The following is a 17,876-nucleotide window of genomic DNA, read 5'->3' as shown; positions in this document are numbered from 1 at the left end:
CTTAGGCTCGTTTCAATTTTAGCCCTTCGCCCGCGCTTCGAGCATCGCCACCGCCGGCAGGGTCTTGCCCTCAAGATACTCGAGGAAGGCGCCGCCTGCAGTCGAGATGTAAGAGACGCGATCGTAGATATCGTACTTCTGGATCGCCGCGATGGTGTCGCCACCACCAGCCAGGGTAAAGGCCTCGGTCTCAGCAATCGCCATCGAGATGGTCTTGGTACCCTCGCCGAATTGATCGAACTCGAACACGCCAACCGGGCCGTTCCAGACTACGGTGCCCGCATTCTTGATGATCTCAGCAAGCGCATTGGCGCTATCCGGTCCGATGTCGAAGATCATGTCGTCATCCTCAACCTCGGCCACTGGCTTGGTCAACGCCGGCTCGTTCTCATCGAACTGCTTGCCGCAGACCACATCGGTCGCGATCGGGATGGTCGCGCCGGCAGCGGTTGCCTTCTCCATCAGCGCCTTGGCGGTGCCAACCAGATCAGCCTCATACAATGACTTGCCGACATTGTGGCCGTCTGCCGCAATGAAGGTGTTAGCGATACCACCGCCGACGACGAGCTGATCGACCTTGGTCGATAGCGCCTCGAGCACGGTCAGTTTGGTCGAGACCTTGGAGCCACCGACGATCGCCACCATCGGCCGCTTAGGCTCGGCCAGCGCCTTCTGCAGCGCGTCCAGCTCCTCGGCCAGCAGCAAGCCAGCGCAAGCGGTCGGGGCGAACTTGCCAGCGCCATGGGTCGAGGCCTGGGCGCGGTGGGCGGTGCCGAAGGCATCCATCACGTAGACATCGCAAAGCGCTGCATACTGCTTCGACAGCGCCTCGTCGTCCTTCTTCTCACCCTTGTTGAAGCGCACGTTCTCGAGCAGCACCAACTCGCCATCGGGAACCTCAGGGGCGGTCTCCAGATAATCCTTGACCAGGCGCACCTCGCGGCCCAGCTTCGCGCCAAGGTCAGCGGCGACCGGCGCCAGCGAGTTTTCCTCGGAGTAAACGCCCTCTTCCGGACGCCCCAGGTGCGACATCACCATGACCTTGGCGCCGGCCTTGAGGCAGTGCTCGAAGGTCGGCAGCGAGGCGCTGATGCGCGCATCGGAGGTGACCTTGCCGCTCTTGACCGGGACGTTGAGATCGGAGCGGATCAGAACCCGCTTGCCGGCCAGATCAAGATCGGTGAGTTTGGTGAAGGACATAGCAGAGAGCCTCATCGAGATGGTGTTAAAAAGCCTTGAGCGATCGGGAAAACCGGCCTGGCTTTCCGCATCGTTCTTGCTGTGCAGCTCGGACAGCCGCGTCTAGCTCAGGCAGCCGCTGCTTTGGCTGCAGTCTTCTACCGGCTTGTCGTTTACCCGCGCACGCGGACTCAGGTTGCGCGTCGCTCGGCGCCGAATCATGGCTTGCGATCGGTGGGCTGGACGATACAGCCGCCCAGCCCACCGAGCAGCGATCTCAGCTCATTCAGCCAGCAACGTGCTGCGCCAGACGCAGGAAGTTGCAGGTGTAGCCGTACTCGTTGTCGTACCAGGCGACGACCTTGACGAAGGTGCTATCGAGCATGATGCCAGCGCCGGCATCGAAGATCGACGGCGTGCCCTTGCCGCGGAAGTCGGTCGAGACGACCTTGTCTTCGGTGTAGGCCAGCACACCGGCCAGATCGCCAGACTCCGAGGCCGCCTTCATCGCCGCGCAGATGTCCTCGTAGCTCGCATCCTTGTTCAGCTCGCAGGTCAGGTCGACCACCGAGACGTCCGAGGTCGGCACGCGGAAGGCCATGCCAGTCAGCTTGCCATTGAGCTCGGGCAGCACCTTGCCGACGGCCTTAGCGGCGCCGGTCGAGGACGGGATGATGTTCTCGAGGATGCCACGACCGCCGCGCCAGTCCTTCTGCGACGGACCATCAACGGTCTTCTGGGTCGCGGTCGCCGCGTGCACGGTGGTCATCAGGCCACGCTTGATGCCCCAGTTGTCGTTCAGCACCTTGGAGACCGGCGCCAGACAGTTGGTGGTGCAAGAGGCGGCGGAGATGATCGCCTGGCCGTCATAGCTGTTGTGGTTGACGCCGTAGACGAACATCGGCGTGGCGTCCTTCGACGGCGCGCTCTGCACGACCTTCTTGGCACCCGCATCGATGTGTGCCTGGCAGCTCTCGGTCGTCAGGAAGAAGCCGGTGCACTCGAGCACCAGATCGGCACCGACGTCGCCCCAAGCCAGCTTCGACGGATCGCGCTCGGCGGTCAGGCGAATCGCGTTGCCGTTGACGGTCATGGTGTTGCCATCGACGGAGATATCGCCAGCAAAGTTGCCATGCACCGAGTCGTATTTCAGCATGTAGGCCAGGTATTCGGGATCGAGCAGGTCATTGATGCCGACCACCTGCATGTCCGGGAAATCCTTGGCGATTGCGCGGAAGGCCATGCGACCGATACGACCAAAACCGTTGATGCCAACTTTAAGTGTCATGGGGGGAACTCCTCGTAGACGAGTACTAAAGAACGGGTGAGAACTCGATTCGCCCTGTCAGCGCGGGGCACCGCGCTGAACAAGGCGATCGATGTAGGCCTTAGAGCAGGCTGTCGACGGCCTCGGCGACGGCCTCGGCGGTGACGCCGAACTCCTTGTAGATCGCCGGTGCTGGAGCGGACTCGCCGAAGCGGTCGACACCGATGATCTTGCCGTGCATGCCGACGTACTTCGGCCACAGGCTGGTGACACCAGCCTCAACCGCGACGCGCGCCTTGACCGCGTCCGGCAGGACCGACTCCTTATAGGCCGCATCCTGGGCGTCGAAGGTATCCATGGAAGGCATCGAGACGACCCGCACCTTGCGGCCCTTGGCGCTCAGTTGCTCAGCCGCCGCCTTCGCCAGCTCGACCTCGGTGCCGGTACCGATGATGATCGCGTCTGGAGTGCCGTCGCAGTCGCGCAGCACATAGGCGCCCTTCTCGATCGCGCGCATCTGCGCCTCGGTGCGCTGCATGTGCGGCACACCCTGTCGGGAGAAGATCAGGGCGGTGGGCGCTTCGGCGCGCTCGATCGCAAGCTTCCAGGCCACCGCGCTCTCGACTGCATCACAGGGACGCCAGGTCGACATGCGCGGGGTCAGGCGCAGGATCGAGACCTGCTCGACCGGCTGATGGGTTGGGCCGTCTTCGCCAAGACCGATCGAGTCGTGGGTGTAGACGAAGATCGGATTGATCTTCATCAGCGCCGCCATGCGCACCGCATTGCGAGCGTATTCCATGAACATCAGGAAGGTGGCGCCGTAGGGCTTGAGGCCGCCATGCAGCGTCACACCATTCATGACGGCCGACATGCCGAACTCACGCACGCCGTAATAGACATAGTTGCCGCTGGCATCCTTCGGGCTGACGCCCTTGGCGCCGGACCAGAGCGTCAGGTTGGAGCCGGCCAGATCGGCGGAACCGCCAAGCAGCTCGGGCAACAGCGGGGCAAAGCCATTGATCGCATTCTGCGAGGCCTTACGCGTCGCGATCTTCTCGGCCTTGGCGTCGACGGCCTTGATGAACTCCCAGGCCTTGGCGTCGAAGTCTTCAGGCAGCTCGCCCGCCATGCGGCGCTCGAACTCAGCAGCCTCGGCCGGGAAGGCGGCTTTATAGGCGGCGAACTTTTCGTTCCAAGCAGCCTCGGCGGCAGCACCACGCGTCTTGGCATCCCAACCCGAGTAGACCGCGTCCGGGATCTCGAATGGCGGATAGGTCCAGCCCAGTGCCTCGCGGGTCAGTGCAATCTCGTCGTCGCCGAGCGCAGCGCCGTGGCATTCCTCTTTGCCTTGCTTGTTCGGCGAGCCGAAGCCGATGATGGTCTGGCAGCAGATCAGTGTTGGCTTGTCCGTCACCGCCCGCGCCTGCTCGATCGCCGCCTTGACGGCCTCAGCGTCATGGCCGTCAACCTTCGGGATCACATGCCAGTTGTAGGCCTCAAAGCGCTTTGGCGTGTCGTCGAGGAACCAGGCTGGGGTATCGCCATGGCCGCGAACCTCGCCGTCGATCGAGATGTTGTTGTCGTCGTAGAAGGCGATCAGCTTGCCCAAGCCGAGGGCCCCAGCCAGCGAGCAGGTCTCGTGCGAGATGCCTTCCATCAAGCAGCCATCACCGAGGAAGACATAGGTGAAGTGATCAACGATCTCATGGCCGGGCTTGTTGAACTGCGCAGCCAGCACCTTCTCGGCCAGCGCCATACCAACGCCGTTGCTGACGCCCTGACCAAGTGGACCGGTGGTGGTCTCGATGCCCGGCGCATAGCCGTACTCGGGATGGCCCGGGGTTTTTGAGTGCAGCTGGCGGAACTGTTTGATGTCCTCGATACTCAGATCGTAGCCAGTAAGATGGAGCAACGAGTAGAGCAGCATCGAGCCATGGCCATTCGAGAGCACGAAGCGGTCGCGGTCGGGCCAGCTCGGATTCTCCGGATTGTGCTGCATGTAATCGTTCCACAGCACTTCGGCGATATCCGCCATGCCCATTGGCGCGCCCGGATGTCCAGAGTTGGCTTTCTGGACCGCATCCATACTGAGTGCACGGATGGCGTTGGCTAGTTCTCTGCGTGAGGACATCTGCCCCTCCTGATCAAGTTTCTTTCGGGTGACTAAGTTATTCGTGAACGTACAAGCGCGCCTCGACCGAAGCGGCCGCGGCGGCTAGCACGTCTGCACGGCAGCGGATCGCGCGTCGTTACTGTAAGGACCCGAGCCCAAGCGGGGATAGCCGACTTGGAGGTCAATGCCCTGGAAATTCGTCTGGATGGCAAATGCGGTCGAGCAGCCGAACACCCGGGCAAGGCCGCTGCTGACAGCGGGCATGAGCCGATTATTCTCGCCGAAACCCGACCGATTAGCCAAGATAATTGCCTCGATTCAGGCTCGAGCTGCGTTACCAGATCCCAATATTAAGGATTACTGAAGCGTTTTACGCAAGTACTCTCGGCTGCATCAGATCCTCACGACCCCCTCATGCAGACTCGGATCTCGTGCCAGGCGAAACACTTAGGGGAGATACCTCAGAAGAGACCTCATTCAGATTATCCGGGGCCGACCGAACCCTCGACACACAAGTCGACCCTCGGCTGGCTCGATGATCAGTCGTCCCGCCACTTGATCGAGCAACCGACGCTCGGAATCTGATGCTCGGGGCCGTGGCCGGTCTCGGCGACCTGCTTCATCGCCTCGAACAGATCCCGACGGACGCCTTCCGGAGCGGTCTCCTTGCGACTTTCGTCGAGCCGGCCTCGATACTGCAGCTCGAGCGCAGCGTTATAGCCAAAGAAATCCGGCGTACAGATCGCTCCGAACGTCTTGGCAACCTGCTGACTCTCATCGATAAGATAGGGAAACGGGAAATCGTATTCGAGCGCGACCGCCTTCATAGCCTCGAACGAATCTTCAGGGTAGTCCGCTGGGTCGTTCGCCATGATGGCGACGCTGCCAACCCCGAGCGTCATCAGCTCGCGCGTATCGCGCACCAGTCGCTCGCGAACCGCCTTCACATACGGACAGTGGTTGCAGATGAACATGACCAATAGGCCGTTGGGACCCACACAGTCATCGCGCCGCCAGGTCCGACCATCGACCCCTGGCAGCGCAAAGTCAGGCGCCTTCTGACCAAAGTCGCAGACCGGCGTTTCGAGTGAAACCATCGCTAAAAACCCTCCTAAGCACTCAACTTTATGGACGCCCTATGGTAACCCAACAGTCACCCATACCAAGGCCCTGAGTGCGATAAAAACGAGCCATTTAGCGCGATCTTCAAGCAACGGATTAGCCCCCGCAGACCTTCTTCAGCGAATTGTTTTTGCTAAGATAACTCGCGCCGAGAAGGATCTCGTGTGAGGCCCTTGAGTAGCCGACTCCCCTGTGAACGCGCTCGATGATCGTTTACACTGGTCTGCTCTCGTCGAATGATTAACCGTTCGCAACCTGGCGCAACCGGCCTTCTGCTGGTTGCCTGGGCGAACCCTAACGAGAGACCTGCTATTTATGTCAGAGAATTTCCTTTTCACCTCGGAGTCTGTCTCTGAGGGCCATCCGGATAAGGTTGCCGACCAGATCTCGTATGCCGTCTTTGACAACATCCTGGCCAACGACAGCAACCCCGAGCACGCTCGGGTCGCCTGCGAGACCATGATCAAGACCGGCGCGGTCATCGTCGCCGGTGAGATCACCACCGACCACTGGGTCGATTTCGACGAGCTCGTGCGTGGCGTCGTCAACGACATCGGCTACAACAACTCGGATGTCGGCTTCGACGGCAGCACCTGCGCGGTGATGTCGCTGGTCGGCAAGCAGTCGACCGATATTGCCCAGGGTGTCGACCGCACCAGCCCCGAGGAGCAAGGCGCTGGCGACCAGGGCCTGATGTTCGGCTACGCGACCAACGAGACCGACGTGCTGATGCCAGCACCGATTACCTACGCCCATCGCCTGGTCGAGCGCCAGTCGGAGATGCGCAAGGAGAACGTGCTCGAATGGTTGCGCCCGGACGCCAAGAGTCAGGTCACCATGCGCTATGAAGGCGGCAAGGTCGCCTCGGTCGATGCCATCGTGCTCTCGACCCAGCATGACCCGGACATCGACTACAAGCACCTGCAGGAAGCGGTGATGGAGAACATCATCAAGCCGGTGATCCCGACCGAGTGGATGCACAAGGACACCAAGATCCACATCAACCCGACCGGCAGCTTCGTCATCGGTGGACCCGTGGGCGACTGCGGCCTGACCGGGCGTAAGATCATCGTCGATACCTACGGCGGCATGGCCCGTCATGGCGGTGGCGCCTTCTCCGGCAAGGACCCCTCCAAGGTCGACCGCTCGGCCGCCTACGCTGGCCGTTACGTGGCGAAGAATATCGTTGCCGCCGGCCTCGCCGACCGCTGCGAGATCCAGGTCTCCTATGCTATCGGCGTCGCTGAGCCGACCTCGATCTCGGTCGAGACCTTCGGGACCGCCAAGATCGATGAAGACCGCATCGCGATGCTGGTGCGTGAGCACTTCGACCTGCGTCCTTATGCGCTGATCAAGATGCTCGATCTGGTCAAGCCGATCTACCGCAAGACCGCCGCCTATGGCCATTTCGGACGCGAGCTGCCCGAGTTCAGCTGGGAGCGCACTGACAAGGCTGCGGCACTGAAGGAGGCTGCTGGGCTCTAAGGCTGCTCATGACGTGGTGCCATCCCAGACGCTGAATCGCAACAGATTCAGGGTACGTCTCTAGGACGCATCGCCATCCAGAAACAGGGAGCATCGCTGTCACCGGCCCTCCCACTGCCCGACCCAATCCCGCGCGAGGAGCGCTGCAACAGGACCACAGACGTCCTGCCAGGCTCGCGAAGGGACCATTCAGATCAACGGCGCTCACTCAAGATACTCAGGAGCTGAATACCATGAGTGAGTTTAACGACTATAAGGTTGCAGACATCGCCCTCGCCGACTTCGGTCGCAAAGAGCTGAACATCGCCGAGACCGAGATGCCCGGCCTGATGGCGCTGCGCAAGAAGTACGGCCCGAGCCAGCCGCTCAAGGGCGCGCGCATCACCGGCAGTCTGCACATGACCATCCAGACCGCGGTCCTCATCGAGACCCTGGTCGAGCTCGGCGCCGAGGTACGCTGGTGCTCGTGCAACATCTTCTCGACCCAGGACCATGCCGCCGCCGCTATGGCCGCGCGCGGTATCCCGGTCTATGCCTGGAAGGGCGAGACCCTGGAAGAGTACTGGTGGTGCACCGAGCAGGTGGTGAACTGGCCCGACGGCAAGGGGCCGAACATGATCCTCGACGACGGCGGCGACGCCACCCTGCTGGTGCACAAGGGCGTCGAGTTCGAGAAGGCCGGCGCGGTGCCCGCCGCGACCGCCGATGACGACGAAGAGATGACCGCCGTACTCGGCGTGCTTGGCCGCACCTTCGAGCGCGACCGCGAGCATTGGCACAAGCTTGCCATCGACATCAAGGGCGTTACCGAAGAGACCACCACCGGCGTGCATCGCCTCTACGAGATGTTCAAGAAGGGCAACCTGCTGTTCCCGGCGATGAACGTCAACGACTCGGTCACCAAGTCCAAGTTCGACAACCTCTACGGCTGCCGCGAGTCGCTGGTCGACGCCATCAAGCGCGCCACCGATGTGATGATCGCCGGCAAGGTCGCGGTGGTCTGCGGCTATGGCGACGTCGGCAAAGGCTCGGCGGCCTCGCTTCGCGGCCTCGGCGCCAACGTCTGGGTCACCGAGATCGACCCGATCTGTGCCCTACAGGCGGCGATGGAAGGCTACCGCGTGGTCCGGCTCGAGGACGTCATCGACCAAGCCGACATCTTCGTCACCGCCACCGGCAACAAGGACATCATCACCGCCGAGCACATGGCCGGAATGAAGGACCAGGCCATCGTCTGCAACATCGGCCACTTCGACAATGAGATCCAGGTCAACAAGCTCAAGGATCTGGAGTGGATCGAGATCAAGCCGCAGGTCGATCAGATCATCTTCCCGGATGGTCACCGTATCACCCTGCTGGCGCGTGGTCGCCTGGTGAACCTGGGCTGTGCCACGGGCCACCCGAGCTTCGTGATGTCGAACTCGTTCACCAACCAGGTCCTGGCCCAGATCGAGATCTTCAACAAGCCGGATGAGTACCCGCTCGGCGTGCACATCCTACCCAAGCATCTCGATGAGGAGGTCGCGCGGCTGCACTTGGAGAAGGTTGGCGCCAAGCTGACCCAGCTCTCGCCCGAGCAGGCCGCCTACATCGGCGTCACCGTTGAGGGGCCGTTCAAGTCCGACCACTATCGGTACTAAGCGCTACTGAGCGGTACTAAGCGGCATCGCGCCCGAGCCTCGCTGCGAGCGGCGCTCGGGCTAATGCTTGCTGATGCTTGCTGATGCTAGCGACGCACGGCCCTGAGCATCGCCTGCCCAGGGCCGTTTGCGTACCGATCCCCGGACCCTGTCGGCGACGCGCGCCGGCGCACGACCTTGCACTAGGCGCCCACAGAGAGCGGTTATCAGCGCCTAGCGCTCATGGTGTGTCGCCCCGGACCCTGAAGCCTCTGTTTCGGGGTCTCGGACAGCGCGCGTCGCCACCCCGGACGACGAACCCCCTGTTTCACGGTAAAGACGACCGGAGACCTCCATGACCGATCTCAACGACCGCACCTTCAGCTTCGAGCTCTTCCCACCCAAGACCGACGAGGGGATGGACAAGCTCAAGACCACCGTTCAACGGCTCAACGCCGTCAATCCACGTTATTTCTCCTGCACCTATGGCGCCGGCGGCTCGACCCGCGAGCGCACCTTCGCCACCGTCGACTGGCTGCGCGAGCAAGACATCGACACCGCCCCGCATCTGGCCTGCATCGGCTCGGAGAAGAACGAGATCCGCGACATCGTCGGCCATTACATCGACAAGGGCATCAACCGCCTGGTCGCGCTGCGTGGCGACATGCCCTCCGGCATGGGCCGCACCGGCCTCGGCACCTTCCGCTATGCCAACGAGCTGGTGACCTTTCTGCGCGAGGAATACGGCGATCGCTTCACCATTGAGGTTGCCGCCTACCCCGAGTTCCATCCCCAGGCACGCAACGCCCGGGCCGATCTCGAGAACTTCAAACGCAAGGTCGAGGCTGGCGCCGATGCGGCGATCACCCAGTATTTCTACAGCGCCGAGGCCTACTTCTGGTTCGTCGAGGAATGTCAGCGGATGCAGATCGAGGTACCCATCGTTGCTGGCATCATGCCGATCAGCAACTATTCGCAGCTGGCGCGCTTCTCAGATGCCTGCGGCGCCGAGATCCCGCGCTGGATCAGGAAGCGGCTCGAAGGCTTCGGCGATGACAAGGAATCGATTCGCAGCTTCGGCCATGACGTGGTGCTCGAGCTCTGCCAGCGGCTACTCGATGGCGGTACGCCCGGCCTGCATTTCTACACCATGAACCAGTCGGCCCCGACGCTGAAGCTCTGGCGTGAGCTTGGGTTGCCCGAGGCTGGCTAGCCCCCGGCATCGGGGCACTGGTTGATCGGCTCAACGCCAGAACATGGCTGGATAGACAAAGCCGATGCCGCTCGCACTGCCCTCAGTGCGGGCGGTCTTACGAGTTGGTAGGTGGTCATCGGGCTGCTGATGCTTCGTTTCGGCGCCAGGGTTCTCAAAACGGAGTTGTTCAGAGGCCGAGGCGAGGATAGACTAGTCTTATGCCTAGTCATTTCAATCTGGAGAACCCCAGTGCTCAGTTGGCCCGTTCAGGACGCGAAAGCGCGCTTTAGTGAATTCTTGGATGCTTGCGTGAGCGAAGGCCCTCAGGTGGTGACCCGACGCGGGATCGAAACCGCCGTGCTGGTTCCCATTGACGATTGGCGACGGCTTCAGGTGGCCGCACGGCCCTCACTCAAGCAGTTGCTGCTCACTGATACGGCCCGCACCGACCAGCTTGTACCCCCGCGCGGCAAGGCTCGGCGGCGACCCGCCACCAGGCTGGAGTAAGCGCTGTGTACCTGCTTGATACCAACGTCGTCTCTGAGTTGCGCAAACAACGGCCACATGGCGCTGTGATCGCCTGGCTCAAATCGGTTGACGACACCCATCTTCATCTCGCCACCGTCACACTGGGCGAAATTCAGGCCGGCATTGAGTTGACGCGCGAGCAGGATGCCGAGAAAGCCAAGGACATCGAAGCCTGGCTGGATCTGCTGAGTGGCTCCTACAATCTCCTGCCCATGGATGGGCCGGCATTCCGTTGCTGGGCGAGGCTGATGCACCGCACCTCGGACCCCCTCTACGAAGACGCCATGATCGCCGCTATTGCCAAGGTGCAAGGACTCAAGGTGGTGACGCGCAATGTCACGGATTTCGCCAGCTTTGGTGTCGAGCTGCTCAATCCCTTCGAGTTTCGCGCAACAGACTGAACGGCGGGTTGGGTATCGGTGTCAGCACAGTGCAGCGCGTGGTGCACGGAACGATCCCGAATCCCGGAGCTTGACTCAATCATTTGAAGCAGTGACAACCGTGAGCGGAACCATGACGACCACGATCACCTTCGATTTCGATACATCGGCCTTCGGCGCGCTGCGCCTAGCGCCGCGGGAGTTCGCGCGAGAGATGCGCATCGCCGCGGCGGTCCAGTGGTACGCGCAAGGGGTCGTCTCGCAGGGAAAGGCAGCCGAACTGGCCGAGCTGACCCGCGGGGAATTCTTGGAAGAACTCCACCGCCGCAAAGTTCCGGCTTGCCAAGTCACGGCCGACGAGATCGCCGACGAAATTCATGGTGCCTAACCGCTGGGTCGTCAACGCCTCGCCGTTGATCTTGCTTGGCAAGGTCGAGCAGATTCAGCTGCTCGGCGCCTTGGCGGGAGAAATTGCGGTGCCCAGAGCGGTGATTCGAGAGGTCAGCGCCAAACCGGACGGCGAGCGTACGGCTCAGACGCTGACGACTCTCGAGTCTGCGATCATTGTGGACGACGAAGTCCCGCCGGCAAACATCTTGAGTTGGGATCTCGGCTCTGGCGAAACCGGCGAGTAGCACGGCCTCTGGCCAAGATTACTAGAACACGTTGGCGAAGAACTGACTGACAACGGCCGCGCATGACCACCGTCACCCTCGATACCCATCGATTCATCCGCACGCTCAAGGATGCCGGCATTCCCGAGAGCCAGGCCGAGGCGATCTCCGAGGCGTTTCGCGCCGCTCACATTGAGGCCGAGCTGGCGACCAAGACCGATCTGCAGGCGCTGGAACTGGCCCTGAAGGCCGAGGTTCGCGAGCTGGAATATCGCCTCATCATCAAGCTCGGCGGGATGATGACCATCGCGATCGCGGTCATTGCCACGCTGGTCAAGCTGCTGTGAGGCCTTAGCATCCGGAGCCATGCTGGCATTGCCGCTAGCTCGCGATCGCGCTAGCCTGCGACCGCCACCCATCAGGAAGACAGCGTTGCACCTCTTCAACCCCAAAACGATCGCGCGCAACCGAGCCGCCCAAACGATTCCAACGGACCACCTCAGCCTGCTCGAAGCCTGGGCCGAGATGATCCGGGACCGGCGCATCGAGACCCTCAAGGAGGTCGCGCTCCACGGCCAGTTCGCGGCCAAGATCGTCGAAGGCGTGCTCGGTTACCAGGGGCCGACCAGCGGCGCCAAATACAGCCTGGCGACGGAACAGAGCATCCTGCGCGGCAGCGTCGATCTCGCGCTCGGCCGCTTTGGCGGCAAGACGCCCGAGATTCTGGCGCCTTTCGAGCTGAAGGGCGCCGATACCCGCGACCTCGACGCCATCATGCCCGGCCGCAACAAGAGCCCGGTGCAGCAGGCATGGGAATACGCCATGAACGCCCGCGGCGTGAAATGGGTCATCGTCTCGAACATGATCGAGCTGCGCCTCTATGGCTTTGGCGAGGGCACCACGGCCTTTGAGCGCTTCTGGCTCGAACGGCTCACCGAGCCCGAGGAATACGCCCGCTTCATCCTCCTGCTCGCCGCCGACAATCTCCTCTCCGGGCGCACGCTTGAGCTGCTGCACGAGAGCCGCCGCGAAGACAAGGACATCACCGATAGCCTGTATCAGGATTACAAGGCGCTCCGCTTCCAGTTGATCAATGCGGTCCGCGCGGCAAGCCAAAGCATCGATCCGCTGCAAGCCATCGCTATCGCCCAGAAGATCCTCGACCGGGTGCTGTTCATCGCCTTCGCCGAGGACACCGGCCTCTTACCTGGCAACACCCTGGTCAACGCCTTTAGCGCCAGCGATCCCTATAACCCGCGGCCGATCTGGGACAACTTCAAGGGCCTGTTCCGGGCCATCGATCAAGGTAGCGAGCGACTGAAGATCCCGCCCTACAACGGTGGTCTGTTCGCCAGCGACGCGACCATCGACAGCCTTCCGCTCGCCGACAGCCTCTGCGAGGGCTTCAAGACCCTCGGCGACTATGATTTCGCCTCGGAGGTCTCGGTCACCGTGCTCGGGCATATCTTCGAGCAGTCCATCGCCGATGTAGAGCGTTTGCAGGCGCAGGCACGCGGTGAAGAGACGCAGCCGGAGAAGACCAGCGGCACCAGCGGGCGGCGCAAACGCGATGGCGTGGTCTACACGCCCGACTACATCGCGCGCTTCATCGTCGCCGAAACCTTGGGCGCGCATCTCACCGAGATCTTCACCGAGATCCTGCGCGCGCACGCCAAGAAAGACAGCGACCTCTCCGATTACAGCCGAATCGCCTGGCGACGAAAGACCGCCGAGCTCGAGGCCTGGCAGGCGTATCGCGACCGACTCAAGACCTTGCGCATCCTTGATCCCGCCTGCGGCTCGGGCGTGTTCCTGATCATGGCCTTCGAGTTCATGAAGACCGAGTTGGCGCGCGTCAATCAGAAGATTACCGAGCTGGAAGGCAGGCCAGGATACGTCGACGATCTGCTCGACCCGGACAGCGAGATCCTGACCAACAATCTGTTCGGTGTCGATGTCAACGTCGAAAGCGTCGAGATCGCCAAGCTCTCGCTCTGGATCAAGACCGCCCGGCGCGGCAAGACGCTCGATAGCCTCTCCGACAACCTCAAGGTCGGCGACAGCCTGATCGATGAGGATGGCTTCGCCTATCTCGGGCGCGGCTTCGATTGGGCGCAGGCCTTTCCCGAGATCCTCGCCGAAGGTGGCTTCGATATCCTGCTCGGCAACCCACCCTATGTGCGCATGGAACTGCTGAAGCCGCTCAAGCCTTATCTCGAGCAGCATTACCAGGTCGTCTCCGACCGCGCCGATCTGTATTGCTATTTCTACGAGCGCGGCCTGCAACTATTGAAACCCGGTGGCCGACTCGGCTTCATCTCCTCGAACACCTTCTTCAAGACCGGCTCCGGCAAGCCGCTGCGCAATTATCTGCTGCGCGAGGCGACCCTTGAAGCGGTGGTCGATTTTGGCGATCTGCAGGTCTTTGAGGGCGTCACCACCTACCCGGCGATCCTGACCCTGAAGAAGGGCGTCGCGCCGACAGACCACGCGCTGCGGTTCTGGAAGCTGGACAGCCTGCCAGACACCAACTTCCTCGCCAGTTGGGAGGCCGCCGCTGGACCCTATCCGCAAGCCGCGCTCGGTGACGGCTCCTGGGAGCTGGAGAATCCGTCGCTGCGGGCGTTGCGCGACAAGATTCGCGCCGGGAAAAAGACGCTGAAGGAGGTCTATGGCTCGCCGTTGTATGGGATCAAGACCGGCTTCAACAAGGCCTTCGTGATCGACACCCCGACCAAGGAGCAGCTCTGCGCCCAAGACCCCCGTTCCGCCGAGCTGCTGAAACCCTTTCTGGAAGGCAAGGATCTGAAACGCTGGCGCGCCGAGCCGCGCGGGCTGTGGCTGATCTACATCCCGAAGAACCGGATCGACATCGACGACTATCCGGCGATTCGCGACTGGCTATGGCCGTTCAAAGACAAGCTGGAGAAACGCGCGACCAAGCAGGCATGGTACGAGCTGCAGCAGGCGCAGGAGGCCTATTTGCCTTTCTTCGAAGGCCAAAAGATCCTGTACCCAGAGTTTTGTAGCAGACCGCAATTTCAGCAAGAAACTGGCCGGTTCACCAACAACAAATGCTATTTCATCGGCACATCAGATACTTGGCTCGCCGGATTCCTAAACTCAAGGGTCGCATGGTTTACGATTACTGGTACAAGCGTTCCGGTCCGCGGTGGCTTTCATCAGATGCACTCACAGTATGTTGAGCAGGCCGTTATTCCGCGGATGCCCAATGAGGCTAGAGATGAACTCGCCGCATTGACGAAGAACGCTCAATCTGCAGCCCAAGAACGCTTGCACCTCCAACAAGCGCTCCTGCGCCGCATCCCCGATCTATGCCCGCCAGACCGACAGCCCAAACTGACCACCAAGCTCCAAGAATGGTGGACCTTACCCGACTTCGCCGCCTTCCGCACCGAGATCAAGAAGACCTTCAAGGCCGAGATTCCGCTGGCTGAACGCTCCGATTGGGAAGACTGGATCAACCGCGACCGCGTCCAGATCCATCGCCTGACGGCGGAGATGGCCCAAGCCGAGGCGCGCATCGACAGCCTCGTCTACAGGCTGTTCGAGCTGACCGACGAGGAGATCACACTTCTCGAAGCGGCGATAGAGACCCACTAATCGAGAAAGCGAGGCCGCTTAGACCACCGGATACAGTGCATTCTGTGGCCATCACGCGCTGTTGAGAGTGACAACTAACGCATCGCCGCCCTTGCCGCATCGGCTAGAAAGCCTGAGCGCGTTGCGCCATGCGCCTTGGCATAGGCGTCGATCTTCGTCAGCAGGCGGCGCGGCAAGGTGATATTGATCTTCTCTGCGCGGCCCTCGAAGCGCGAGACATCCACATCGACCACCGCCCAGACGCCATCGGCGAAATCGGGATGCGTGCGATGCTCGGCAATCGATCCCGGTATCGGAATCTCCTGCCCGTCCTCGGTGAGCCCTTCAAGATGCAGGTCGATCGCCTCCAACACCGCGTCCAGAGCCTCGTCAAAGCTATCGCCCGCAGAGAAACAGCCAGGCAAATCGGGTACCGTCACGCCGAAGCGCACACCATCGTCGGAATGCAAGACCACCGGAAAACGCATGATCATCTCCTAGTGTTTCCAACCCGCCTGCCGACGGATACTGTTCAAGGTGCCGGCGGGAACGTCACCATCAGGATGCTTGACAGTCACCAAGCCTGGTTTCGAGGGGTGTTTGAACTGGTGGTGCGAACCTTTGACCCTTGCCAAATACCAGCCATCCGCTTCGAGTTGCTTGATGATCTGCTTGCTGTTCATGGTGGTTATTGTAACCACTAAAGCAGGCAAGGTAACCGCAGGGAACTCCAGGAGCCGCCAACGCAGACAGACGGGACCGGACGGTAGGTGCGGGTCTGGAGCGCCTCGCACAGAGCCAGCAGATTCAGCTCCTGGCGTGCCTCGAAGCGCAGTGCGTTGATGGTATTGCGCTTGTTGCTCCGGCAGCTCAGATAGTGCCGGTACAGGTTCTCATACGAGAACAGCGCCATCTCTGGACGGTGCCTTGTGGCGGCAAAGGGAATCATTCTCCGGGGCGAACCGCCCAGCCATAGTTCTGGTTGTCCTTATTGTCGTTGTTCTGGTTGCCATTGTCGGTGTTGAAGTTCCACGCGTTGTTCGGATTCGGCGCGTACTCCGTACCGGACCAGTACAGGGCTCTTTGCCCAGCCAATCGCCTGACGGCGGAGATGGCCCAAGCCGAGGCGCGTATCGACAGCCTCGTCTACACGCTGTTCGAGCTGACCGACGAGGAGATCGCACTTCTCGAAGCGGCGATAGAGACCCACTAATCGAGAAAGCGAGGCCGCTTGGACCACAGAATACAGTGCGAGCAGCCTTTTCACTGGCACGACCTCGACTCTCCCGTGGCGGGAGCGGGAGGGTCAGGCCAGCCGTTGTTGCAAGACCGCAAAAAGAAAGCTAGTCTCTTCCCGTACATCATCCGTACTGACTCGATAGGCGGCCATGCCCACTGCACTTGAACGCATCGATCTGCGCACCTCTGGCGAAACGAAAGCGCTGATTGCCCGCGCGGCGGCCACCGCAGGAATGTCGGTCAGTGCCTTTCTCCTGAGCGCGGCCCAAGAGCGCGCGAAGGTCGTTCTGAGTCAGACTGAATCCCTCACCTTTACCGCCCGTGATTGGGAGGCCTTCGTCACGGCCCTAGATCAGCTCGACCAGCCACGCCCCAAGCTCAAGGCCGCGATGGAGCGCTATCGTATCTGGCACGCTCGGCAAACCGACGCTTGAACGCTGGCCACCCACCGGATGCGCATCGAGCCCCTGGCTGCCCATCACGACCGCCGTGCTTTCACCTGCGGTGACATCGAGCTGGACCAATACCTACGCCGCTTTGCCCGTCAGCACGCCACATCCAACCTAAGCCGAACCTATGTCGCTGCCGAGGGCTCGATGGTGCTAGGGTTCTACAGTCTCGCGATGGCGGCCATCCTCAAAGACCAGCTTCCAGCCGCCTATGCTGGGCGTTTTCCACGTTTTCCCTTGCCGGTCGCGCGCCTGGCACGCTTGGCGGTCAATCTCCAGCATCAAGGGCAAGGGCTAGGGGAGCGGTTGCTGATGGATGCACTGCAGCGGTGCGCCCGCCTCGCCGAGGAGATTGGCATGCTTGGCGTCATCGTCGACGCCAAGCACGAACGGGCGCGCGGCTGGTATGAGCGTTACGAATTCGAGCGCTTCCCAGATGCGCCACTGACCCTATGGCTGCCAACTGGGGCGATCACGCGGTGTTGAGAAAGACAACTAACGCATCGCCGCCCTTGCCGTGTCGGCCAGAAAGCCTGAGCGCGTCGCGCCATGCGCCTTGGCATAGGTGTCGATCTTCGTCAGCAGGCGGCGCGGCAAGGTGATATTGACCAACAATGAACAACCCCACAAACAGGCACGCCGACTACGATGGCGACTTCTATGCTTGGACACTGCAAACCGCGCAACAGCTGCGGTCAGGACAGCTTGATCAGGTCGATCTCGCGCAGGTCGCCGAGGAGATCGAAGACATGGGCAAGAGCGACCGCCGCGCTCTGGAGAGCCACCTGAAGATCCTGATGTTGCACCTGCTCAAATGGCAACATCAGCCCAGCCATCGCGGCGTCAGTTGGCGCCTCTCCATCGCCAATGCACGCGATGAGATCACCGCCATCCTGCGCGATAGCCCAAGCCTTCGGCCGCGACTCGACGAGCTCGCCGCCAGCCGTTATCCCGGCGCGCGCAAACAAGCGATCCTCGAGACCGGACTTGCGCCATCCAGCTTTCCAGAGACCTGTCCGTTCAGCGTCGAACAACTGCTCGAAGAGGACGAACTCCCGAACTGACTCTTCAGCTTAGTTC

21 protein-coding genes and 1 riboswitch are annotated in these 17,876 nt (G+C 61.6%); of the genes, 13 read left to right on the top strand and 8 right to left on the bottom strand.

The annotated features are described in order from the left end of the window. Positions 1-18: 18 nt before the first annotated feature. The 4 genes from CKO42_RS02450 to CKO42_RS02435 form a co-directional block, all read right to left on the bottom strand. A complete protein-coding gene (locus CKO42_RS02450; RefSeq protein WP_200238051.1) occupies positions 19-1,200 on the bottom strand; it encodes a phosphoglycerate kinase in 1,182 nt (393 codons plus the stop codon). 265 nt (positions 1,201-1,465) lie between these two features. Then, entirely contained in the window at positions 1,466-2,467 is a 1,002-nt protein-coding gene (gene gap / locus CKO42_RS02445; RefSeq protein ID WP_200238044.1) for a type I glyceraldehyde-3-phosphate dehydrogenase, read from the bottom strand. A 100-nt stretch (positions 2,468-2,567) separates the two neighbouring features. Continuing rightward, positions 2,568-4,580, bottom strand: a complete 2,013-nt coding sequence (tkt, locus tag CKO42_RS02440; RefSeq protein ID WP_200238040.1) for a transketolase — start codon at positions 4,578-4,580, stop codon at positions 2,568-2,570. A gap of 521 nt (positions 4,581-5,101) precedes the next feature. Next, positions 5,102-5,659 carry a thioredoxin family protein gene (locus tag CKO42_RS02435; protein ID WP_200238037.1) on the bottom strand — a complete coding sequence of 186 codons (558 nt, stop codon included), beginning with the start codon at positions 5,657-5,659 and terminating at the stop codon, positions 5,102-5,104. A 340-nt stretch (positions 5,660-5,999) separates the two neighbouring features. On the opposite strand from CKO42_RS02435, the gene metK reads away from it, so the two are divergent. The 9 genes from metK (at position 6,000) to CKO42_RS02390 (ending at position 15,129) form a co-directional block, all read left to right on the top strand. Then, the gene (metK, locus tag CKO42_RS02430) at positions 6,000-7,169 is read left to right on the top strand and encodes a methionine adenosyltransferase (protein WP_200238032.1); all 1,170 of its coding nucleotides are present in this window, start codon (positions 6,000-6,002) and stop codon (positions 7,167-7,169) included. A gap of 129 nt (positions 7,170-7,298) precedes the next feature. Continuing rightward, positions 7,299-7,382, top strand: a riboswitch (S-adenosyl-L-homocysteine riboswitch). 20 nt (positions 7,383-7,402) lie between these two features. Next, positions 7,403-8,809 (top strand): adenosylhomocysteinase, encoded by a 1,407-nt coding sequence (gene ahcY, locus CKO42_RS02425; protein ID WP_200238029.1) that lies wholly within the window; start codon positions 7,403-7,405, stop codon positions 8,807-8,809. Positions 8,810-9,143: 334 nt separating this feature from the next. Next, positions 9,144-10,001, top strand: coding sequence for a methylenetetrahydrofolate reductase [NAD(P)H] (gene metF, locus CKO42_RS02420; protein ID WP_200238027.1), 858 nt, complete (start codon positions 9,144-9,146; stop codon positions 9,999-10,001). A 129-nt stretch (positions 10,002-10,130) separates the two neighbouring features. Then, entirely contained in the window at positions 10,131-10,490 is a 360-nt protein-coding gene (locus CKO42_RS02415) for a type II toxin-antitoxin system Phd/YefM family antitoxin (protein ID WP_207148642.1), read from the top strand. A gap of 5 nt (positions 10,491-10,495) precedes the next feature. After that, complete coding sequence (locus tag CKO42_RS02410; protein ID WP_200238020.1) at positions 10,496-10,912, top strand: PIN domain-containing protein; 417 nt, start codon at positions 10,496-10,498, stop codon at positions 10,910-10,912. A gap of 112 nt (positions 10,913-11,024) precedes the next feature. Beyond that, the gene (locus tag CKO42_RS02405) at positions 11,025-11,279 is read left to right on the top strand and encodes a UPF0175 family protein (protein WP_200238017.1); all 255 of its coding nucleotides are present in this window, start codon (positions 11,025-11,027) and stop codon (positions 11,277-11,279) included. Further along, entirely contained in the window at positions 11,272-11,526 is a 255-nt protein-coding gene (locus CKO42_RS02400) for a PIN domain-containing protein (RefSeq protein WP_200238014.1), read from the top strand. Before CKO42_RS02405 ends, CKO42_RS02400 begins: the two co-directional genes overlap by 8 nt. A gap of 62 nt (positions 11,527-11,588) precedes the next feature. Next, a complete protein-coding gene (locus tag CKO42_RS02395) occupies positions 11,589-11,852 on the top strand; it encodes a CCDC90 family protein (RefSeq protein WP_200238011.1) in 264 nt (87 codons plus the stop codon). A gap of 85 nt (positions 11,853-11,937) precedes the next feature. Continuing rightward, positions 11,938-15,129: an Eco57I restriction-modification methylase domain-containing protein gene (locus CKO42_RS02390; protein ID WP_200238007.1), complete on the top strand. Its 3,192-nt coding sequence runs from the start codon at positions 11,938-11,940 to the stop codon at positions 15,127-15,129. 74 nt (positions 15,130-15,203) lie between these two features. Here the strand turns inward: CKO42_RS02390 and CKO42_RS02385 are convergent, their stop codons facing one another. From CKO42_RS02385 to CKO42_RS02375, 3 genes are read right to left on the bottom strand one after another with little or no spacing between them, the layout of a single operon-like run. Continuing rightward, positions 15,204-15,602, bottom strand: coding sequence for a type II toxin-antitoxin system HicB family antitoxin (locus tag CKO42_RS02385; RefSeq protein ID WP_200238004.1), 399 nt, complete (start codon positions 15,600-15,602; stop codon positions 15,204-15,206). A 3-nt stretch (positions 15,603-15,605) separates the two neighbouring features. Beyond that, entirely contained in the window at positions 15,606-15,791 is a 186-nt protein-coding gene (locus CKO42_RS02380) for a type II toxin-antitoxin system HicA family toxin (RefSeq protein WP_200238001.1), read from the bottom strand. A gap of 17 nt (positions 15,792-15,808) precedes the next feature. Further along, positions 15,809-16,021, bottom strand: coding sequence for a hypothetical protein (locus tag CKO42_RS02375; protein ID WP_200237998.1), 213 nt, complete (start codon positions 16,019-16,021; stop codon positions 15,809-15,811). A gap of 105 nt (positions 16,022-16,126) precedes the next feature. Between CKO42_RS02375 and CKO42_RS02370 the strand changes: the two genes are divergently transcribed. The 3 genes from CKO42_RS02370 (at position 16,127) to CKO42_RS02360 (ending at position 17,282) form a co-directional block, all read left to right on the top strand. Then, the gene (locus CKO42_RS02370) at positions 16,127-16,321 is read left to right on the top strand and encodes a hypothetical protein (RefSeq protein ID WP_200237995.1); all 195 of its coding nucleotides are present in this window, start codon (positions 16,127-16,129) and stop codon (positions 16,319-16,321) included. Between the two features lie 175 nt (positions 16,322-16,496). Beyond that, entirely contained in the window at positions 16,497-16,781 is a 285-nt protein-coding gene (locus CKO42_RS02365; protein WP_200237991.1) for a type II toxin-antitoxin system TacA family antitoxin, read from the top strand. Positions 16,782-16,799: 18 nt separating this feature from the next. Further along, positions 16,800-17,282: a GNAT family N-acetyltransferase gene (locus CKO42_RS02360; protein WP_200237988.1), complete on the top strand. Its 483-nt coding sequence runs from the start codon at positions 16,800-16,802 to the stop codon at positions 17,280-17,282. Between the two features lie 9 nt (positions 17,283-17,291). Here the strand turns inward: CKO42_RS02360 and CKO42_RS02355 are convergent, their stop codons facing one another. Next, positions 17,292-17,408, bottom strand: coding sequence for a type II toxin-antitoxin system HicB family antitoxin (locus CKO42_RS02355; RefSeq protein WP_200237985.1), 117 nt, complete (start codon positions 17,406-17,408; stop codon positions 17,292-17,294). A gap of 2 nt (positions 17,409-17,410) precedes the next feature. Here CKO42_RS02355 and CKO42_RS02350 point away from each other — a divergent pair, with 2 nt between their 5' ends. Next, positions 17,411-17,860 carry a DUF29 domain-containing protein gene (locus CKO42_RS02350; RefSeq protein WP_200237982.1) on the top strand — a complete coding sequence of 150 codons (450 nt, stop codon included), beginning with the start codon at positions 17,411-17,413 and terminating at the stop codon, positions 17,858-17,860. Positions 17,861-17,876 lie beyond the last annotated feature (16 nt).

The organism is Lamprobacter modestohalophilus, assembly GCF_016583905.1.
Taxonomy (GTDB): Bacteria; Pseudomonadota; Gammaproteobacteria; order Chromatiales; family Chromatiaceae; genus Lamprobacter; species Lamprobacter modestohalophilus.
Note: the sequence above shows the minus strand (reverse complement) of the source record. Positions and strands in the feature narration are given on the sequence as shown.